This window comes from Geobacter sulfurreducens PCA (genome assembly GCF_000007985.2).
Taxonomy (GTDB): domain Bacteria; phylum Desulfobacterota; class Desulfuromonadia; order Geobacterales; family Geobacteraceae; genus Geobacter; species Geobacter sulfurreducens.
In genome coordinates this window covers 2,915,866-2,934,593 of the sequence record NC_002939.5, presented here as the reverse complement: position 1 = coordinate 2,934,593, position 18,728 = coordinate 2,915,866, and the positions used below count along the sequence as shown (strand labels likewise).

Below are 18,728 nucleotides of genomic sequence, written 5' to 3'. Positions count from 1 at the left end.
CATGAAAGGCGATCGGATGCGTCACATGGTCTGCAATGTGGAAGACAGCCAGACCCTTCACTGCCTGACGGCCAATGCCACCGTATCCTGCGCACGGTGCGGTGCCAAAGCCCATAGTCCGTCCAATGTCTGCGACCCGGTGTCGCTCACCATAGAGGGGGATTGAGGCAGTAATCAGCGAAATACAGATGGACAACGATCGGAAGGCCCGGTAACACGGGCCTTTTGGTTTTTCTGCCTCAATCGGGCAAATTTCTCAAGCAAACCGCAACGATGCCGATACGATTCCAAGGACTAGTCCGCTTAAGGGCAGTGCGTGTCCAGGGGGTGTCTTTCATGGAAATGGTAACCGTATCCTGTCCATCGTGTGGGTTCAACAAGTCAGTGCCCCGCTCGGCCATCCCGGCCGGAGCGACCCACGTTAACTGTCCCCGCTGCAAGACCCGCTTCGCCTGGGAGGCATCGTCCGCCGCCGCGTCGCCCGTTCCTCCGGCGCCGCCGCGGCCTGCGGCAGCTCCTTCCGTAGCGCCGGGCATCCCCGTCCGCAAACCCGCCCCGCCCAAGCCGGAACCGGCCGGCAACGAGATGGTCGGGGTTGAAGAGCTCTTCCGCCTGGCGTGGGACACCTTCAAGCAGCGGTGGGGGACGCTTCTGGGGCTCTTTCTTCTGACGCCGCTTATGGCGTTGATTCCTGCCGGCATCTTCTTCGGGGCCTGCCACCTGCTGGCATCGGCCCTTCCCGCATCGCGCACGGTCCTGCTGGCTGTGGGGGGAATCGGCGCCGTGACCATGGCGCTGGTGGCCTACTCGTGGGGATTCGGCGCTCTTATCTGCGCCACGGTGGATGATGAGGCCGACCTGCGGCGTGCCCTGGCCGAGGGGAAAAGGCTCCTCTGGCCCTATGTCTGGGTGTCGACGCTCCTGGGCATCATCATCGGCGGCGGGTTCCTGCTGGCGGTGATTCCGGGGATCATCTTCTCGGTCTGGTTCTTCTTCGCCCCCCTCATCCTGTTCGCCGAAGGGACCGGCGGCATGGACGCGGTGCTCAAGAGTCGCGAATATGTGCGCGGCCACTGGTTCGACGTCTTCGTGCGCCTCCTGATCATCTGGGGGCTTTCGGGCCTGTTGGGTCTCATCCCGGTGGTGGGGCCGATAGTGTCGATCCTTCTCGCTCCCTTCGTAATGCTGGTCCAGGCCCTCATTTACCGGGACCTGCGGCGGGTGAAGGGTGACGTGCCCTATCCCTGCGGCAGTCGCGATAAGGCCGTCTGGGTCGGTATCGGCATCATGGGCTACGTGGTTGTGCTGGGTGTAGGTGGGTACCTGGTGGCCAAATCGCCCCTGCTCCAGATGCTGAAGCAGGGAAAAGCGGGCGCCGGCCTTATGGTGCCGGTGCCGGCGAACCCGGGAGGGGAGGCCGGGACCATCTCCTTCGGGGACGGACCGTCCGGGAACCGGCCGTCGTCGCCCGAGAGCGTGAGCGCGGCGCTCGCCGATCAGGAACTTGCCGACTGCATGCTCTACGTCTATGCCCTGGACTACACCGGCACGGTAAAGGTAAACGGTGAGGAGCGCTACGTTATCAAGGGTGAGCGGAGCATGAACTACAACTACACCGGCTCGGCCGGGCTCAAGCGAGGCGAGAACACCGTCACCGTTGACTACCAGACCCTTCCCGACACCCCTCTGCGCGAGATTAAGATCAAGCTCTACCGGTATGACTGGGATGCCAAGCAGGAACACCTGATCGGTGAGTGGTCCCTGAACGATGAGGGGGGGAGCAGGAGCTACACGGTGCAGGTGGAGTAAGCGCGCAGCGGTTGCGGCGTGGATAACGAAGACGAAAAGAGGGAGCCCCGGAGGGTTCCCTTTTTTCGTCTTCGGGCTGGTGACGGTGCGTTCCGGTCAGGCGGCCCGGTTCTGTTCTTCCGCCTCGTAGTGCTCCACTGCTTTCGTGTAGCGTTCGGTAAAATCGGCAGGAGTACGCGCCTCGGCCGATTCGTAACCAGCCAGGATGCCGCCGCGCACCTCCTCGGGGAGCACCCGCTCGGCCAGGGGATAAAGAATGTCGTCTTCCTTGGCGATGTGCTCGCGGAGCATGATCAGGTAGCCGAGGGCGTTTTCCGCAATGTCCCCGTCACGACCGGTGCTGCCCGCCAGGGCGGCGGTGGCCGCCTCCTCCATGGCCTTCACGTAGGCCCGGCCCCGGTCGTGCTCCATGAGCATGGCCGCCACCGGGCTGTTCTCGCGGGGCATGCCGTTGTTCACCAGGGCCTCGAAGAGGACGTCTTCCTCCTTGGCGTGGTGGAAGCGGTCGGCATAGTGGCGGATGAAGTCCACCGCATCGAGATAGAAGCGGTAGTTGGTGTAGAGCCCTTCCGCCGTCAGAGAGGCGTTGCGCTCGAGTACGTCAAGCATCCGGAGGATCAGTTTGTGCTCGTCAACCAGGGTCTGGGTGATGTTGCGCTTCATGGTCAGTTCCTCCTTTCGCCGTCGATGCCGATGATGATGGTTTCCAGCGGCACCGGGTTTCCCGCCTTGGCCAGGGCCTGCTGTACCATGATGTCGAGACCGCGGCAGCAGGGGACCTCCATGATGGCCACGGTGACGCTTTTAACGTCATTGTTGCGGAAGATGGTGGCCAGTTTGTCCACGTAGGTGCCGGTCTCGTCCAGTTTGGGGCACGCGATGGCCAGTGCCTTCCCCTTGAGCAGGTCCTGATGGAAGGAGCCGAGGGCAAAGGCGACGCAATCTGCCGAGATCAGGATGTCCGCATTCCTGAAATAGGGGGCCGAGGGGGGAACCAGGTGGAGCTGGACCGGCCACTGGCGAAGTGCCGACGGGGTCCGGGCGGTGTCGTTGGTGGTGGTTTCTTCCCTTTCGATGACGCGAGCCATGCTGCCGGGGCAGCCGCAACCGAGATGTGACATGGTGTGTTCTCCTTTTCGTGTATTGAGTAGGTTTGGTTTAAGCCGCTTTGCTGGTCAGGTAGTCATTTATTTCCGCTTCGATCCCCGCCTCATCCTCTTTCGAAAGCCCGTGGATGGAGACCACGTCCTTGAGAAGGCAGATTCCCACTTTGCAGGTGACGCAGCCGATGTCGTAGCGCTGCAGGATTTCGCCGATTTCGGGATAAGAGGTGAGCACGTCCTGAATGGCCTGGCTGCCGAGATCATTTTTCAGATTCATTGATTTGTTCCTCCGTCGCGTTCTGATGATTCCACCTTACGCGTCTGAGCGGGGAATTTTTATGATGTGGGTCAAGAAACAGGAGTTTCGTGAGAGGCAAAAAGAGGGGAGTTTGTTGGTGAGTGGTGGCTAACCTATTTATTTAGCGACGATTACTTGCATGGGTAAAACAGTGTGCTATGTTTTGAGCATAATATTATGTAACGAAGTAGTTACAGGATATTCTGCCATACCCTGACAATCACTCTTCCCCTTTCCGATGTTCAGATGAGTTGTTGGCGTGGCACATCCCTCCCGGAGCGGATGGAAGAGAGAGCAGGCCAGCGAGGCGTGCAGCCCCAGGGCAGCCGGCCGCATAAACGGAAAGGAAAGGAGGTCGTACGCCATGACAAACGTACGGGTACGCATTGTGGCAGTCGTGGCAGTCAGTATCGGTCTGGCGCTGTTTGCGCTGGGAGGTCCACGCAAGGCCTGCTCCCAGCCGGTCCCCGGCGGGACGCTGGATCCCCTGACAATTCCCAAGTTCGTCACCCCGCTCGTCATCCCCCCGGAAATGCCGAAAAGCACGGTTCAGCCCGGGGTTCCCGCCGCGGCATACAATATAGCCGTGCGCCAGTTCAAGCAGCAGATCCTGCCGGGCGGAGTGTGGAATACGGTGAACGGTCGTAGCGATACCTTCGGCGCCACCACCGTCTGGAGCTATGGCCGGGCCCAGGACAAGATCCCCGTCGGATTCATCGCCCCGGCTCCCCTGTCGAGCAATATTTCTTTCAACTATCCCGCGTTTACGGTGGAGAACACGTCGGGCATTATGACCCGGGTCCGCTGGATCAATGATCTGGTTGATGCCAAGGGCAACTACCTGCCGCATCTCCTGCCAGTGGATCAGACCCTCCACTGGGCCAACCCACCGGCAACCGGTTGCATCGACGGAACGAACCGGACCGAATGCCGGACGTTCAATACGGCTCCCTACACGGGACCGGTTCCCCTTGTCACCCACGTTCACGGCGCCCACGTCAACGCGTCGAGCGACGGGTACCCCGAAGCCTGGTGGCTGCCTGCGGCCAAAAATATTCCGGCGGGCTATGCTGCCCGCGGCACCGTTTTCGACCAGTTCGACCCCCGTAACACCGTCAAGGGATCGGCCTATTTCGCCTACGAGAACGACCAACCCGCTGCGACCCTCTGGTACCACGATCATACCCTCGGCATCACCCGCAACAATGTCTATGCCGGGCCCGCCGGTTTCTGGCTCGTCAGGGGCGGTGCCAACGGCGATGCCTTCGTGGACGATGGAACATCAGCCGCACTCAACGACGGCAGGTTGCCCGGTCCGGCCCCCCGGGCAGGCATGGGTGATCCCAACTTCAATGCAGCCATCAGGGCCACCATCCGTGAGATTCCCGTGGTGATTCAGGACCGCTCGTTCAATGCCGATGGCTCCCTTTTTTATCCCGATAACCGAGCATTCTTCGAGGGATTGAACGTTTCGGGCGCCACTCCGCCCCAGTTCCCCGGCGCAGGGGTCCTCAATATTCCCTTCATCCCCAACTCCGATATTTCCGCCATCTGGAATCCCGAGGTGTTTTTCAACACCATGGTGGTTAACGGCACCACCTGGCCGCAACTGGAAAGCGCTCCGGCCCGCTATCGCCTGCGCCTTCTGAACGGCTGCAACTCCCGGACTCTCAACCTGACGCTCTTTACCGTGACCGGCGCCGGACCGGACGGCATCATGGGAACAGCGGACGATGTTCTCGGCGCCGAGATTCCCTTTTATCAGATCGGCGCCGAACAGGGCTTCCTGCCCCAGGTGGTCATGATCAAGACCGGCCAGTACACGCCGTTGCCGGGCAACGGGGCCATACCCGCGGGGCTTGCCGCACCCGATCCCATGCAGGCACTTCTCATGGGGCCGGCCGAGCGAGCCGACGTGATCATCGACTTCACGGGCCTTGCCGATGGTACCGTGGTACGAATGATCAATACCGCCCCCGACGCACCCTTCGGCGGGTTCCCCGATGCTCCGGCTGATATCGATACTACCGGTCAAGTGATGCAGTTTGTGGTTAAGGCGTCCCTTATCCAGCCGGGTGACGCCCTGACAACGCCGCCGGAGAATCTGGTCCTTCCAGCAGAGGCTTCTCTGCCGGCTACCGTGGCTGTCCGTCAGTTGACCCTCAATGAGGAGGAGTCAACCCGGCTCTGTGTCCAAGCACAGCCGGACGGAAGCATTACAACGCTTTTCGTTGACCCGATGCCGCTCCCGGGCTTTCTCTCGGCCTGTGCAGCGGCTGGCGGAATGCCCATGGGGCCGCGGGAGGCGAAGCTCGGCGTGCTTGTTGCTGACCCCATGACCGGAATGATGATGAGCATGCCCATGATGTGGGCCGACATCATTACCGAGGCGCCTGTAACCGGTACCACCGAGATCTGGGAGATCTACAACCTGACCATGGATGCCCACCCGATTCACCCGCACCTGGTGAGATTCGAGGTGGTCGACCGCCAGCCCTTCGACATGATGACGTTCATGCCCAGTGGTCCCGCGGTGCCTCCCGAACCCTACGAGCAGGGCTACAAGGACACGGTTCTGGCGTACCCTGGCCAGATCACACGGGTCAAGGCAACGTTCGACAAGATCGGCCTCTATGTCTGGCACTGCCACATCCTCGAACACGAAGATAACGAGATGATGCGGCCGTACATGGTCAAGATCGATCCGGCTTTCCCCGACGTGAATGCCGACGGTAAATTGGCTGTCACCGATGCCCTTGATCTGCTGAAGAAGCTCAAGTCTCCCCTGCTCGCCGGCGCTCCCTATGATCTCACGGGCGACGGAACGCTCGACGTGCGCGACGTTCTGGCACTGCTCAGAACCATCGTGTTCGGACCGCCGCGATAACGGAAGCCGCACTATGAGGCATGTGAAAGGCGGGAGAGGAATCTCCCGCCTTTCCTTTTGCCGGGACTGTCCCGGTCTGCTCAGATGCTTTCAATAAACAGGAGTGCCGGATCTTCCAGGTAGCGGACGACCTTGCTCAGGAACTGGGCCGCGTCGGCTCCGTCGGTAACCCGGTGGTCGAAGGTGAGGGACAGGGGAAGGATCGTGCGGACGACGATCTGGCCGGCGTGGACCCATGGACGGTCGGCAATGCGGCCGAAACCGAGGATGGCCACGTCGGGCCAGTTGATGACGGGGGTGGCGAACACGCCCCCGAAGTGGCCGAAGTTGGTGAGGGTGAAGGTGCTGCCCCGCATTTCGTCCAGGGTGATGGTCCTCTCCCGGGCCTTGCGGCCCAGTTCCTGGAGTTCCGAAGCCAGTTCGATGATGCTCTTGGCGTCCACGTTGCGGATTACCGGCACCATGAGGCCGTCGGGGGTCTCCACGGCAATGCCGAAGTGATAGTGCTTTTTGAGGATGATTTCTCCGGCCACGTCGTCAATGGCGGCATTCAGGTAGGGATGCTCCCGCAGGGCGTGCTGGACGGCCTTGATGAAGAAGGGGAGGAAGGTGAGGTGGGTGCCCCGCTGTTCCACCGCCTGCTGCTCCCGTTCCCGCAGGTGCCACAGTTCGGTGATGTCCGCCTCTTCCATGCCGGTGACAAAGGCGGTGTTCCGCTGGGAGGTCATGACGTTCCGGGCGATGGACCGCCGCACTCCCCGCAGGGGAATCCGCTCCGCCGGCCCGAACTCGCCGGCATCCGGCCGGGCCGGGGCGCCCGCGCCCGCCACGTCTTCGGGGGTAATGCTCCCCCGCGGGCCGCTTCCCCGCACGGTTGCCAGGTCGATGCCCCGTTCCCGGGCCAGTTTCCTGACCAGGGGGGTGGCGAGGATGGCCGGCTGCTGTGTCCCGACTGCTTCCTCCGCCTCGGGGAGTTCGCCCACGATCCCCACGGAGGGTTTCCGCACGGGGGGAGTCGCTTCCTCTTCAGCGATGGTGAGGAGCGTCTCTCCGACCATGACGGTTTCCCCTTCCAGCCGGGCACGCGTTATCACCCTCCCGGCTCGGGGCGAGGGGACCTCCACCACTGCCTTGTCGGTCTCCACCTCCACCACCGGCTGGTGCTCGGCTACGGTATCCCCTTCCTTCACGAGCCAGCGGCGCAGTTCCGCCTCGGTTATCCCTTCGCCCAGATCGGGGAGCTTGAAGTCATACGGCATCGGTTCCTCCCGGAAGAACTCGTTACTGCACTATGAAGCGTAAGGCGTAGGTGGTGCCCGGCGGGGGCGGGGCTCCTGCTCCGAAAACCTCCAAGCGTCGCCGGCTGAATTTCATGGAAACGCAAGCGCTGCTGCCGGCGTTTTCCCTTTGTCTGGACCCTCGGTGGATTATGCGGGATCTTTTCTCCGCAGGAGCCCCGCCCCCGCCGTGGTGCATCTGCTCCGAAAACCTCCAAGCGTCGCCGGCTGAATTTCATGGAAACGCAAGCGCTGCTCCTGGCGCCTTCCCTTTGTCTGGGCCCTCGGTGATTTATGCGGGATCTTTTCTCCGCAGATCAGTAGGTCAGCACTTCCTTGACGGCCGCCTGGATCCGCTCCACCGACGGCAGATACCGGTCCATGAGCCGGGCCAGGGGCACCGGGACGTCCGGGGCCGCCACCCGCACCACCGGCCCCCGCAGGTGGAGGATTGCCTCCTCCGCCACGGTGGCGGCGATTTCGGCCCCCAGGCCGCAGGTCAGCGGCGCCTCGTGGACGATGACGAGCCGGCCGGTTTTCCGCACCGATGCCAGCAGCGTCTCCCCGTCAAAGGGAGCCAGGGTCATGGGGTCGATCACCTCGGCATCGTATCCCTCCACGGCCTGGATGGTCCGCTGGAGCATGCTGCCCCAGGCGACCACGGTCACCGCGCCTCCCTGCCGGACGATCCGGGCCGTGCCCAGGGGCAGGGTGTAGTCCCCCTCGGGTACCTCCTCCTTCACCAACCGGTAGAGGCGGGTCGGCTCAAGGAAGAGCACCGGATCCGGATCGCGGATGGCGGCCAGCAGGAGCCCCTTGGCGCTGTAGGGCCCCGAGGGGACCACCACCTTGAGCCCCGGCACGTGGCAGAACAGGGCCTCGGTACTCTCCTCGTGGAGTTCCGGCGCCTTGATGCCGCCGCCATAGGGGGTGCGGATAACCAGCGGACAGGTGAAGCGGCCCCGGGACCGGGTGCGGATGCGTGCGGCGTGGGCCACGAGCTGGTCGAAGGCGGCGTAGATGAACCCCATGAACTGGATCTCCGCCACGGGGCGCATGCCGCAAACGGCCATGCCGATGGCCGCCCCGGCTATGGCCGATTCCGACAGGGGAGTGTCCATGACCCGGTCCCCGCCGAACTGCTCGAACAGCCCCTCCGTCACCCGGAACACCCCGCCGTCTCTGCCCACGTCCTCGCCGAGGACCACCAGCCGGTTGTCCCGGGCCATCTCCTCCCGCAGGGCGAGGTTTATTGCCTGGACCATATTCAGTTGGGGCATGGAGCAACCTCTCCTCTAGCGGATGTTTTCCTGTTGCCGCCTCTGCCGCGGACTCAACTCCGCACAGGTGAAGGCGAACATCTCCCCCGGCTCCGGCGGCGGCACCGATTCGTAGCGCCGTACCGCTTCGTCGATCTCTCCCTCGGCCTTTGCCTGTACCTCGGCTCCGTAATCCCCGTTCCAGAGGCCGCGCTTTGCCAGGAACCGCTCGAAGCGGAGCAGGGGGTCCCGGTCGCGCCACGCCTCCACATCAGCCGGGGGACGATAGCGGCTCGCATCGTCGGCGGTGGTGTGGTCGGCCATGCGGTAGGTGAGGCATTCGATGAAGGTGGGGCCTCCCCCGTCGCGGGCCCTGACCAGGGCCTCGCCCGTGGCGCGGAATACGGCCAGCACGTCGTTGCCGTCCACCTGGATGCCCTCGAAACCGTAGGCCAGCGCCTTCTGGGCCAGGGTCGGGGCAGCGGTCTGGGCCGCCAGGGGCACCGAAATGGCCCACTGGTTGTTCTGGCAGATGAAGACCACCGGCAACTTCAGGGCGCCGGCCAGGTTGAACCCTTCGTGAAAGTCCCCCTTGGAGGTGGCGCCGTCGCCGAAGTAGGCCGCCACGGCCGACCGGTCGCCCCTGGCCCTGGCCGCCAGCGCCGCCCCTGCGGCATGGGGGATGTGGGTCCCCACGGAAACGCAGATGGGAAAGAGGTTCATGCCGTCCGGGGTACGCAGCCCCCGCTCGTCGCCGCCCCAGTACTGGAAGAGCTGGTGGACCGGGTAGCCGAGGGTGAGGTGGGCGCCCATCTCCCGGAAGGAGGGAAAGACCCAGTCGCTTGGCTGAAGGGCGAAGGCGCTCCCCACCTGGGCCGCCTCCTGGCCAAGCACCGAGGGATAGGTGCCGATTCTGCCTTCCCGCTGGAGCGCCAGGGCGCGGCGGTCAAAGGTGCGGGTCAGGAGCATCAGGTAGTGGAGCCGCCGCAGCTGGTCGCCCGAAAGGTCGGGAAGAAGCGCCTCGTCCGCCGTGCCGTCCGCAGCGATGATCTCAAGACGCCGGACGCCGAATGTCTGAATCGTTGTTTCGGGCATGGGACACCCTCGTTCAGGTTGATGATGTTGTGCAGGCACGGGCTTTGATGGCGTCGCGGCCCGGCCGTCATCGCCGGTTTACGAGCAAGGATACCAGAGCGTTCCGGTTTCGCATCATTTCCCGCCGGTCGGAGGCCCCGAAACGGCCGGTGCCCCGCCGTTGGCGGCCAGGAGGAGATCGGCCTCCGCCTCCAGTTCGCGCATGACGCGGCGGGTGTAGAGCATGGAAACGGCCGCCGCGCTCCAGGTGACGAGCGCTACCCCCCACCAGATGCCGGGCAGTCCCCAGCCGAGCCGCAGGGCCAGCAGCCAGAAGACCGGCACCGGGGCCAGGATCTGGCGGAACAACCCGATCCAGAGGGCGAAGGCGGGGCGCTGGAGCGCCTGGAGGGCCGAGTTGTTCACGTACAGGATCACGTAAGCCCCGAGCACCAGCGCCTCTACCCGCAGGAAGCCCGCCCCCCGGGCAACGACCGCGGGGTCATCGGTGAACAGCCCCACCAGGGGGGCCGCCGTGGCCATCACCAGTACCGTCCCGGCGGCCATCATCAGGAGCCCGGCCCGCAGAGCCCGGGACAGTGCTTCCCGCACCCGCGCCAGCTTTCCCGCGCCGAAGTTCTGTGCCACCAGGGACAGGACCGCCACGTTCAGCCCCATGGCCGGCAGGAGCACGATCTGCTCGATCCGGGTGCCGATGCCGTAGGCGGCCACCGCTTCTTTCCCGAACCGTCCCGCGAACCAGGTGATCACGAAGATGCCCAGGGACACGGTCAGCATGTTGAGGCTTGCGGGGAATCCCTGGCCGAAGAGCCGCCGGAACGGCTCCCGCCGCGGTGCCATCAGTCGCCACGACCGTCCTGACAAGAGCCCGGTCCGCCGGACCCGGCCCAGGAGGTAGAGGTTGCCCGCGGCCTGGATCATCACCGTGGCCAGGGCGATGCCGCCGATCCCCATGGCCGGGATGCCGAAGCCGCCATACATGAACCAGGGGTCCAGGGCCAGGTTCAAGAAAAAGCCCGTCACCAGGAAATTGCGGAAGCTCTTGGTGTCGCCCGCGGCATTGAGCATGGAGTTGAGAATATAGTTGCCCATGAAGAAGATGCTGCCGGCAAAGAGGACGTCCATGTAGACCAGGGCCAGGTCCAGGTAGTCGCCGGAGGCCCCCATGAGCCGGAAGACCGCCGGTGCCGTGGCGAGCCCGACGGCCGTGAGGAGCAGGGCATGGAGCACCCCGAAGGAAACCGCCTGGGCCGCGTAGAGTTCGGCATCGTCGCGGTTGTCGCTCCCCAGCGCATGGCCGATGAGGGCCGTGGCGCCCATGGAGGTTCCCGCCCCCAGGGCCAGGACGATGAAGAAAAGGGGAAAGGAGAGGGACAGGGCCGCCAGCGCCTTGGTGGAGATGAGGCCGCCGTAGAAGGTGTCCACCACGTTGAACATGGTGTTGAAGAAAAAGCCGGTCCCCACGGGCACGGCGAGCCGGACCAGGAGCTGCGGGATGGGATCGCGGATCAGGTCGACAGAGGATTTCATCCTGCTAATAGTACCATTCCTTGATCCGTTTGGGGACATGGCGGTGCCGGCTCCGGCATTTTTGGTCTTGTGACGGCGGAATCCGGTGTAGCGAAACAGGCAGGGGCCCGGATCACATCGATCCGAGCCCCTGTTCATGCACTGTCCCGTCTTGTGCGCCACCCGGCCATTCAGCGTGCCGGCGCGCGGAGCTCACAGCTTGAATTGGCCGACCAGGCGCTGGAGCTCCTCCGACTGCCTGGAAAGGGTGGCTGCCGCCCCGGCAGTTTCCGTCGCCCCCTGGGCGGTCTGGTCAACCACGGCGGTTATCTGCTGGATGTTGTTGGATATCTCTGCGGTGGTGCTGGTCTGTTGTTCGGCTGCGGTCGCTATCTGGTTGATCTGCTGGGTTACGTCGCTGATCTGCTGGAGGATCTGATCCAGGGACCTGGCTGACTCGCCCGAGTACTCGGTTCCCTTCTCCACTTCGGCCACTCCTTCGTCGATCGCTGAAATGGCCTCTTTCGTCTCGGTCTGAACGGACTTGATCATTTGGCTGATTTCGCGGGTTGCGCGGGTTGTGCGCTCCGCCAGGGCACGGACTTCGTCGGCCACGACAGCGAAGCCGCGGCCCTGTTCTCCCGCCCGGGCGGCCTCGATTGCGGCATTCAGGGCCAGCAGGTTCGTCTGATCGGCAATGTCCTGGATGGTTTCGATGATCTGGCCGATCTGGTCAGAGCGGGAACCCAACCCCTCGACGGTCCTGGCCGCGCCTTTGACCTTGTCGGCGATGCGCTCCATGCAATCCGTTGTCCGGCGAACCACCTCGGAGCCCGAACGGGCGGTAGTGCTGGCACGGGTCGAGTTGTCCGCCGCGCTCAGGCAGTTGTCGGCTATGTCGCTGGAGGTGGCGGCCATCTCTTCGCTGGCAACGGCAACCGTGTTGGCCTGGGATGCCACATTCTCCGTTCCCGAGGCGATCTGGTCGGCGTTGGCCTGAAGCTGCCGCGATGCCAGCGCAACCTCCTGCGATGTCTGCGATATCCGGGAGATGATCTCGCGCATGGTTGACTGGAGTTCGCCGATTGAGCGGATGATGTCGCTGATCTCGTTATTGCGCTTGGGAGCGATCGTTTCCGTCAGATCTCCCCTGGTTATCCCGGCCAGATAGCCCATGATCCGCGTGAGCGCATCGTTGACCGTCCAGAAGAGCAGCCAGCTGAACAGAATGCCGAGGATCACGAAAACTGACGTGGACACGATGGCCTGCGACGTCGAGAACAGACGCCCCGCAATGACGGCGACTATGATGCAGAAGCTGTAACAGACGCACAGCAGAATGATCCGCGTTCGGATTTTCAGGTGAAGGTAGAGGTTCAGTAACAACGACATGGCCGCCTCCCGACAAGTACTGCCTGTTCTGGATTTTCCACTATTCTTATCGTCAGGTTACGCTGTTTCTGTAGAGAAATAGTTGATATGCGGAACACGCATGAAATGGCAGGAATGGGGGCACTTCGGAAAAACCAAGGAGGATATCCGCTTGAGATGCCGCCGGAGCACCGGGATGTCCTGACGGAGAGAAAGACGTCGTGCGCCGCGATCAGTACTTGAGGACTTTGGCCAGGAAGTTCCGCAGCTTGTCGCTCCGGGGATTTTCGAACAACTCCGCCGCGGGTCCCTCCTCGGCGGCCACCCCGTCGCAGACAAAGAGGCAGCGGTCCGCCACGCTCCGGGCAAAGCCCATGTGATGGGTGGCCATGATGATGTCGCGGCCTTCGCTGCGCAACTCCATGATGATGTCCAGCACCTCGGCGGTCATTTCCGGATCCAGGGCGGAGGTGGGCTCGTCCAGCAGGAGAAACCGGGGCCGGATGGCCATGGCTCGGGCAATGGCTACTCGCTGTTGCTGTCCGCCCGAGAGCTCGGCCGGCCTCTTGGCCGTATGGGGGGCGAGCTGGAAGCGTTCCAGGAGCGCCAGGGCTTGGTCCCTTGCCTCGGCCTGCGGGATGCCGTGCACCCTTGTCAGGGGGAGGGTGATGTTCTCCAGGGCCGAGAGGTGGGGGAAAAGGTTGTAGGCCTGGAACACCGTGCCGATCCTCCGCCGGTGGGCCAGGAGGCTCTCCTCGTCGAACCCGATCCGCTCGCCGTCGATCTCCAACTCTCCCCCGTCCGGGGCGGTGAGCCCACCGATGACCCGCAGCAGCGTCGTTTTGCCCCCGCCGGAGGGGCCGATCACCGCCAGGGCCTTGAACTCGGCCATGTCCAGCGACAGGCCGGCCAGGGCGGTCTGGCTCCCGAACCGCTTAGTTATCCCCGTCAGTCTAAGTTGCATAACGGAACTTCTTCTCGAGCCGGCGCGAGAGGAGCGAGATGGGCAGGGTGATGGCCAGGTAGCCGATGGCCAGGGGAAGGTAGCTTTCCAGGGTGCTGTAGGTGAAGGCGTTCACCTCCTGGGCGTTGAGGGTGAATTCGCTCACGGCGATGATGGAAAGGAGCGACGAGTCCTTGACGATGGAGGCGAACTGTCCCGCCAGGGGGGGGAGGGTCTGGCGGAACGCCTGGGGAAAGACCACGTACCGGTAGATCTGGGCACGAGTGAGGCCGATGGCCCGGGCCGATTCCATCTGGGAGTCGCCCACGCTTTCGATGCCGGCCCGGATCATCTCGGAGATGTAGGCGCCGGCAAAGAGCGACAGGGTGATCACTCCCACCAGGTAGCGGTCGCCCACGCCGAAGGCGTCGGCCACCACATAGAAGAACACCAGGATCTGCACCAGCAGCGGCGTTCCCCGGATCGTCTCCACGTAGATCCGGCCCAGGTAGCGTAGCGGCAGCAACCGGCTCCGCTGGGTCAAGGCCGTGCAGAGACCGATCGCGAGCGAGAGAAGCAGCGCCGCCGCCGAGATGGCGAGGGTCATGAGCCAGCCGTTGACGAATTTCTGCCGGTAGGCGTAGACCGACTCCCACCCCCAGTGGTACTGGAGGGAATGGAAGGCGTAGGCAAAGATGAGCGTCACCAGGAGAAAGGCGATAAGGATGCCGACGATGCGGGCCGGGAGGGGGACGGCGCCTCCCTCCCGGCAGTCATTGGGTGCGAAGAGGAGGTTCATGGCGTCCTAGAGATAGAAGGGATAGCCCAGTTTCTTGAACGCTTCCTTCTGCTCCTTGAGGTACTTGTCGCCAAGCGTCTCGAAGCCGCCTTTCTTGCGGAAATCGGCCAGGAAGGCGTTCACTTTCTTTCTCAGGTCATCGTTGCCCTTGCGGATGCCCACCGCCCACGATTCCTTCTGGAACGGCTCCAGGATGGCGCGGGTGGTGGCCCGGTTCTTCTGCCAGTTCTGGTAGGTGGACATCTGGTCGTAGATGAAGGCGTCGGCTTTGCCCTGCACCACTTCGAGGACGGCCGCGGCTTCTTTGTCGAGGACGAGTACCCTGGCTTTCTTCAGGTTCTTGCTGGCCCAGGCGTGGCCCGTGGTCCCCTTTTTGACCGCGACGCTGCGGCCCGGCTGGTCCAGGTCGCCGATGCCCTTTGCCGGCGATTCCTTCTTGACCAGGAGGCAGAGCCCCGTGTTCAGGTAGGGGTCGGAGAAGTCGATGGACTTGCCCCGCTCCGCATTGGCGGTCATGGATGAGATGATGAGGTCGATCTTGCCGGTTTTCAGGGCAGGGATCAGACCGTCGAAGGCCATGTTCTGGATCACGATCTTCTTGCCCAGGGCCTTGCCGAGCTCCGTGGCAAGGTCGACGCTCACGCCGGTGGGCTTGCCGGTCGTGTCGGTCATCTCGAACGGCGGATAGGCCAGTTCCATGCCGACGACAAGCGAGTCACCCGCGGCGAGGGCAAGGGACACGTTCAGGAACAGGACAAAGAAGAGTCCAATAAGCCATCCCCCCGCCCTGAAGCGGGGTGTGGGTGCGATAACCATAGGGTCCTCCAGTGAGTGTGAAGTGGCGGGCGTACTGAAAAAAACGGCCCGCGCATCGGTCACGGGCCGTTTTTCATGCCGCAGGGCCTGTGCTGCCGGTTACTTCAACGGCACCGGGTTACATACGTTATCCGGCGAGTTGGCCAAGGCGCCGCAATTGCCGCACTTAACGGTGGGCGAGGCGGAGAGGCTTGCCACCTCATCGCTGCATCCCTCGGCCTTGAGGGCACACATATGCATTTTGTGAGCTGTGATGTCGCATGCCATTTGACGTTCCTCCTTCCGCATTGTTCTAACAGAGGAAGTCTAGCGCGGGACTGCCCCCTGTCAAGGCGCGGCCCGTGTCCGGCGCACGGATGGTGCTGGACGGGAGGGATGGCTTTCGTTATCATGGCGCCACGCACCATCCCGAGGAGGCCTCGTCGATCCATGAAAAACCGCCTGATCGAGTCGACCCGTTACATTATCCTCATTGCCGTGATCGGTTCCTTTGCCGCCGCCGTCACCCTCATCGCCTACGGCGGGATTCTCGCCTTTCGCACGATCACCGAAACCCTGGCCTCCGGCTACGTGAGCAGCAAGGGAATGAAATCCCTTGTGCTGTCGTTCATCGAGGTGGTCGACACCTTTCTCCTTGGCACCGTTCTCTATATTATTTCCCTTGCCCTCTACGAACTCTTCATCGACGACACGGTCCCGGTCCCCCAATGGCTTACGATTCACAACCTGGACGACCTCAAATACAAGCTGGTGGGGGTCGTGGTGGTGGTCATCGGGGTGCTCTTCCTCGGCCAGGTGATGACCTGGGACGGCCAGCGGGATCTCCTCGGCTACGGTGTGGCGGCCTCCCTGGTTATCGCGGCCCTCACGTATTTTCTCAGTCTGAAGAAAAAATAGAATAAAACGCTGCGTGTTGACAGTGTTTACTCCCGGATGGTAATAGGTAAGGTCCGCTGCGGAAAGGCCGTTCAGCCGGCGAACGGGGGACAGTGCCGATACGGGAGGGAAGTATGGAACGTTTCTTCATCGTCGGGTGTGGCGATATCGGGAAAAAGGTGGCAAGGATCGCCCTGGCAGACGGTGCCGGGGTCGCGGCCCTGATCCGGTCCCCGGAGAAGGCGGAATCCCTCCGCGAAATGGGGGTGACAGCCCTGGAGGCGAACCTCGATGAGCGGGATTCCCTGGCAGGGATGCCCACCCGCGGCGCCGTGGTGTTCTACTTTGCTCCCCCCCCGGGCGGGGGGGTCACCGATCCCCGCGTGCGCGCCTTCTGCGACGCCATTGCTCCCGGTGAGGAGCCGCGGAAGATCGTTTACCTGAGCACCAGTGGCGTGTACGGCGATTGCGGCGGCGACGTCGTTACCGAAGAAACCCCGCCCAATCCCCAGACCTCGCGGGCGCGCCGCCGCTACGATGCGGAAACGGTTTTCCGCCAGTGGGGGGCCGAGCGGGGCGTCCCGGTGGTCATCCTCCGCGTTACCGGGATCTACGGGCCGGGCCGGCTTCCCCTCCAGCAGCTCACCAGCGGCCAGCCGGTGCTTGAGGAAAGCCTGGCTCCCTTTACCAACCGCATCCATTCGGAAGATCTGGCCCGCATCTGCCTCGCCGCTGCGGAACACGGCGAAGACGGGGACATCTTCAATGTGAGCGATGGTCACCCCACCACCATGACCGCCTATTTCGACGCATGCGCCGACGCTCTGGGCCTGCCGCGGCCGCGCCGGGTGACCCTTGAGGAAGCCCGTCGGGTCATGACGCCGCTGATGTTTTCGTACGTGACCGAATCGCGAAAAATGGACAATCGCCTGATGCGCGAGAAACTGCACGTGACCCTGCTCTATCCGACCATGCAGGAGGGGGTGCGCAGTTCTGTTGCGTAGTCCGGCAGCCTGCGGAAAAAAGAAAACGCCGGACCTGGGGGCCGGCGTCGGGGATGCGTGAAGAGACGGTAGCGCTTAGACCAGCAGCAGCGGCTTGCGCTTCCTGAGCACTTGGCAGATGAGCATGTCCTGCCGTTTTTTGCGGGGTGCTCTCTTTTTTTCGATGACGTCCCGCACTGAGAGCAGTTCCGTGCGAAGCGCTTCGCCCGCCTTTACCAGTTTGCGCGCCCGCTGGTCACCCCGCGTATAGGGGGCAAGCAGGGTCAGGGCATCACTGATTTTCAGGCTGACAAGAACCCGCTCCTTCAGTCCGGCATAACGGCCTTCCTTCAACCGTTCCCTGACGGCGGCGAACTCCTGCTCGAAATAGGCGAGCACCGTATCGTACATGTTTTTGTCTGCGGACATGCGTCACTTCCTGGTCTGTTTCGGTGAGTGAGGGTACCGGCTTGTTAAGAGTATTATTCGGCCTGACCGGGAAATTCTTTAAGATTTTATCAGATCATGCAAAAAGTTGAATAATAGTGAGCTGTTTCAAAAAGGTAACGGCGGCCATTTCATTGCTTGACAGGGCGGTATGATCGGGGTTATTGGTATACGCTAATTTCTTTTGGCAGTTCCTGGTGGCGCCGGAAGCCGAACTAAGAAAGGAACGATTCCATGAAATGTGACAGGAGTGGTTTGAGCGGATTGGCGACGGTGGCGGCCTTGGTGGCGATGGTTGCCCTGTTCGGATGGACGCCGGCTGGAGCCGGAAGTGAAAAGAGCGGCGCCGTGAAAGTGCCCGCAGGCATGGGCACTCCCGCGAGCGGGCCCGTGGCAACGGTCACAATCGAGAAGCAGCCGGAACTTTTCGCGGCCGACCCGACCCCCCTTACGGTCACCCAGTGCGGCCAGTGCCATCCCTCCGCGTTTCAGGACATCAAGAAGGACGGCGGCCGGCATACCTTCACCTGTCAAGGCTGTCACAAGTCCTTCCACAGCTTCAATCCGCGGAAGAACAACTGGGATCAGATAATGCCCAAGTGCGCCGATTGTCACTCAACGCCGTCGGTGCCCCACGTGCAGGTCTTTACCCAGTGCTCCGAATGCCATACGAATCCGCACTCCATTGTCCGGATGCCCATGACGAAGAAGCTCCAGGACTCCTGTGCAGTCTGTCATGCGGGACCGCCGGCCGAACTGAAGCAGTTCCCGAGCAAGCACGCCAGCCTTGCCTGCTCCGCATGTCATACGGGGCACGGGGTGATTCCGTCTTGCAACATGTGCCACAAGCCCCACTACGAAGGGCAGGAGTTCAAGACCTGCGCCAGCGAATGCCACCCGGTCCACAAGCCGAAGCAGATCAACTATTCCAAGGAGGTGGGAGCGCGGACCTGCGGTGCCTGCCACGACAAGGTGTACGCCGTCTGGACGGGAACGCCGAGTCGCCACGGCAAGGTCAACTGCGCTGCCTGCCACTCCAAGCACGGCTACATTCCCCAGTGCGGCGATTGCCACGGCCTGCCGCACACCAAGCAGCTCCACGACCGTTTCCCCAAGTGCCTGACCTGCCATCAGGACGCCCATAATCCGCCGGTTCGTCAGCGCTGACAGTCCGTTGTGATGCCCCCCTCCTCCGCCAGGATGGTCGGAGCGAGGGGGGCTGACATGCCCACGAGGAGGGGGATGCATTGACGCGT

At 63.0% G+C, this 18,728-nt stretch carries 20 protein-coding genes; 6 read left to right on the top strand and 14 right to left on the bottom strand.

Going from position 1 to position 18,728, the window contains the following annotated elements:
- Position 1 precedes the first annotated feature (1 nt).
- Both GS_RS17445 and GS_RS13395 read left to right on the top strand, forming a co-directional pair.
- Positions 2-166: a hypothetical protein gene (locus GS_RS17445; protein ID WP_010943301.1), complete on the top strand. Its 165-nt coding sequence runs from the start codon at positions 2-4 to the stop codon at positions 164-166.
- A 170-nt stretch (positions 167-336) separates the two neighbouring features.
- On the top strand, positions 337-1,809 hold the full coding sequence (locus GS_RS13395; protein ID WP_010943300.1) for a membrane protein: 1,473 nt from the start codon (positions 337-339) through the stop codon (positions 1,807-1,809).
- Between the two features lie 96 nt (positions 1,810-1,905).
- Here GS_RS13395 and GS_RS13390 read toward each other — a convergent pair whose 3' ends face one another.
- From GS_RS13390 to GS_RS13380, 3 genes are read right to left on the bottom strand one after another with little or no spacing between them, the layout of a single operon-like run.
- Positions 1,906-2,472, bottom strand: a complete 567-nt coding sequence (locus GS_RS13390; protein ID WP_010943299.1) for a hemerythrin domain-containing protein — start codon at positions 2,470-2,472, stop codon at positions 1,906-1,908.
- Positions 2,473-2,474: 2 nt separating this feature from the next.
- Entirely contained in the window at positions 2,475-2,930 is a 456-nt protein-coding gene (locus GS_RS13385) for an iron-sulfur cluster-binding oxidoreductase (protein ID WP_010943298.1), read from the bottom strand.
- Between the two features lie 37 nt (positions 2,931-2,967).
- A complete protein-coding gene (locus GS_RS13380) occupies positions 2,968-3,189 on the bottom strand; it encodes a hypothetical protein (protein ID WP_010943297.1) in 222 nt (73 codons plus the stop codon).
- Between the two features lie 385 nt (positions 3,190-3,574).
- Here GS_RS13380 and GS_RS17755 point away from each other — a divergent pair, with 385 nt between their 5' ends.
- A complete protein-coding gene (locus tag GS_RS17755) occupies positions 3,575-6,097 on the top strand; it encodes a multicopper oxidase domain-containing protein (RefSeq protein WP_010943296.1) in 2,523 nt (840 codons plus the stop codon).
- An 80-nt stretch (positions 6,098-6,177) separates the two neighbouring features.
- Here the strand turns inward: GS_RS17755 and GS_RS13370 are convergent, their stop codons facing one another.
- The 9 genes from GS_RS13370 to GS_RS13330 all read right to left on the bottom strand — a co-directional run bounded on the left by GS_RS13370 (position 6,178) and on the right by GS_RS13330 (position 15,433).
- Positions 6,178-7,356 (bottom strand): dihydrolipoamide acetyltransferase family protein, encoded by a 1,179-nt coding sequence (locus GS_RS13370; protein ID WP_010943295.1) that lies wholly within the window; start codon positions 7,354-7,356, stop codon positions 6,178-6,180.
- 335 nt (positions 7,357-7,691) lie between these two features.
- Positions 7,692-8,654: an alpha-ketoacid dehydrogenase subunit beta gene (locus tag GS_RS13365; protein WP_010943294.1), complete on the bottom strand. Its 963-nt coding sequence runs from the start codon at positions 8,652-8,654 to the stop codon at positions 7,692-7,694.
- A 15-nt stretch (positions 8,655-8,669) separates the two neighbouring features.
- Positions 8,670-9,728, bottom strand: coding sequence for a pyruvate dehydrogenase (acetyl-transferring) E1 component subunit alpha (gene pdhA / locus GS_RS13360; RefSeq protein ID WP_010943293.1), 1,059 nt, complete (start codon positions 9,726-9,728; stop codon positions 8,670-8,672).
- A 114-nt stretch (positions 9,729-9,842) separates the two neighbouring features.
- Positions 9,843-11,258, bottom strand: coding sequence for an MATE family efflux transporter (locus GS_RS13355; protein ID WP_164930455.1), 1,416 nt, complete (start codon positions 11,256-11,258; stop codon positions 9,843-9,845).
- A 192-nt stretch (positions 11,259-11,450) separates the two neighbouring features.
- Positions 11,451-12,629, bottom strand: coding sequence for a methyl-accepting chemotaxis protein (locus GS_RS13350; RefSeq protein ID WP_010943291.1), 1,179 nt, complete (start codon positions 12,627-12,629; stop codon positions 11,451-11,453).
- 211 nt (positions 12,630-12,840) lie between these two features.
- Complete coding sequence (locus GS_RS13345) at positions 12,841-13,572, bottom strand: amino acid ABC transporter ATP-binding protein (RefSeq protein ID WP_010943290.1); 732 nt, start codon at positions 13,570-13,572, stop codon at positions 12,841-12,843.
- Positions 13,562-14,350 (bottom strand): amino acid ABC transporter permease, encoded by a 789-nt coding sequence (locus GS_RS13340; protein WP_010943289.1) that lies wholly within the window; start codon positions 14,348-14,350, stop codon positions 13,562-13,564. The genes GS_RS13345 and GS_RS13340 overlap by 11 nt, the downstream gene beginning before the upstream one ends.
- 6 nt (positions 14,351-14,356) lie before the next feature.
- The gene (locus GS_RS13335) at positions 14,357-15,166 is read right to left on the bottom strand and encodes a transporter substrate-binding domain-containing protein (RefSeq protein ID WP_010943288.1); all 810 of its coding nucleotides are present in this window, start codon (positions 15,164-15,166) and stop codon (positions 14,357-14,359) included.
- A 99-nt stretch (positions 15,167-15,265) separates the two neighbouring features.
- On the bottom strand, positions 15,266-15,433 hold the full coding sequence (locus tag GS_RS13330; protein ID WP_041914022.1) for a hypothetical protein: 168 nt from the start codon (positions 15,431-15,433) through the stop codon (positions 15,266-15,268).
- Between the two features lie 162 nt (positions 15,434-15,595).
- Between GS_RS13330 and GS_RS13325 the strand changes: the two genes are divergently transcribed.
- Both GS_RS13325 and GS_RS13320 read left to right on the top strand, forming a co-directional pair.
- Complete coding sequence (locus tag GS_RS13325) at positions 15,596-16,063, top strand: YqhA family protein (RefSeq protein WP_010943286.1); 468 nt, start codon at positions 15,596-15,598, stop codon at positions 16,061-16,063.
- 113 nt (positions 16,064-16,176) lie between these two features.
- Positions 16,177-17,046 (top strand): SDR family oxidoreductase, encoded by an 870-nt coding sequence (locus GS_RS13320; RefSeq protein ID WP_010943285.1) that lies wholly within the window; start codon positions 16,177-16,179, stop codon positions 17,044-17,046.
- A 75-nt stretch (positions 17,047-17,121) separates the two neighbouring features.
- Here the strand turns inward: GS_RS13320 and GS_RS13315 are convergent, their stop codons facing one another.
- Together GS_RS13315 and GS_RS17620 are read right to left on the bottom strand one after the other, a co-directional pair.
- Positions 17,122-17,454, bottom strand: coding sequence for a hypothetical protein (locus tag GS_RS13315; protein WP_010943284.1), 333 nt, complete (start codon positions 17,452-17,454; stop codon positions 17,122-17,124).
- Positions 17,455-17,687: 233 nt separating this feature from the next.
- Positions 17,688-17,840 (bottom strand): hypothetical protein, encoded by a 153-nt coding sequence (locus tag GS_RS17620; protein ID WP_235044899.1) that lies wholly within the window; start codon positions 17,838-17,840, stop codon positions 17,688-17,690.
- Positions 17,841-17,862: 22 nt separating this feature from the next.
- Here GS_RS17620 and GS_RS13310 point away from each other — a divergent pair, with 22 nt between their 5' ends.
- Positions 17,863-18,639: a cytochrome C gene (locus GS_RS13310; protein ID WP_235044898.1), complete on the top strand. Its 777-nt coding sequence runs from the start codon at positions 17,863-17,865 to the stop codon at positions 18,637-18,639.
- The last annotated feature ends 89 nt before the right edge of the window (positions 18,640-18,728 follow it).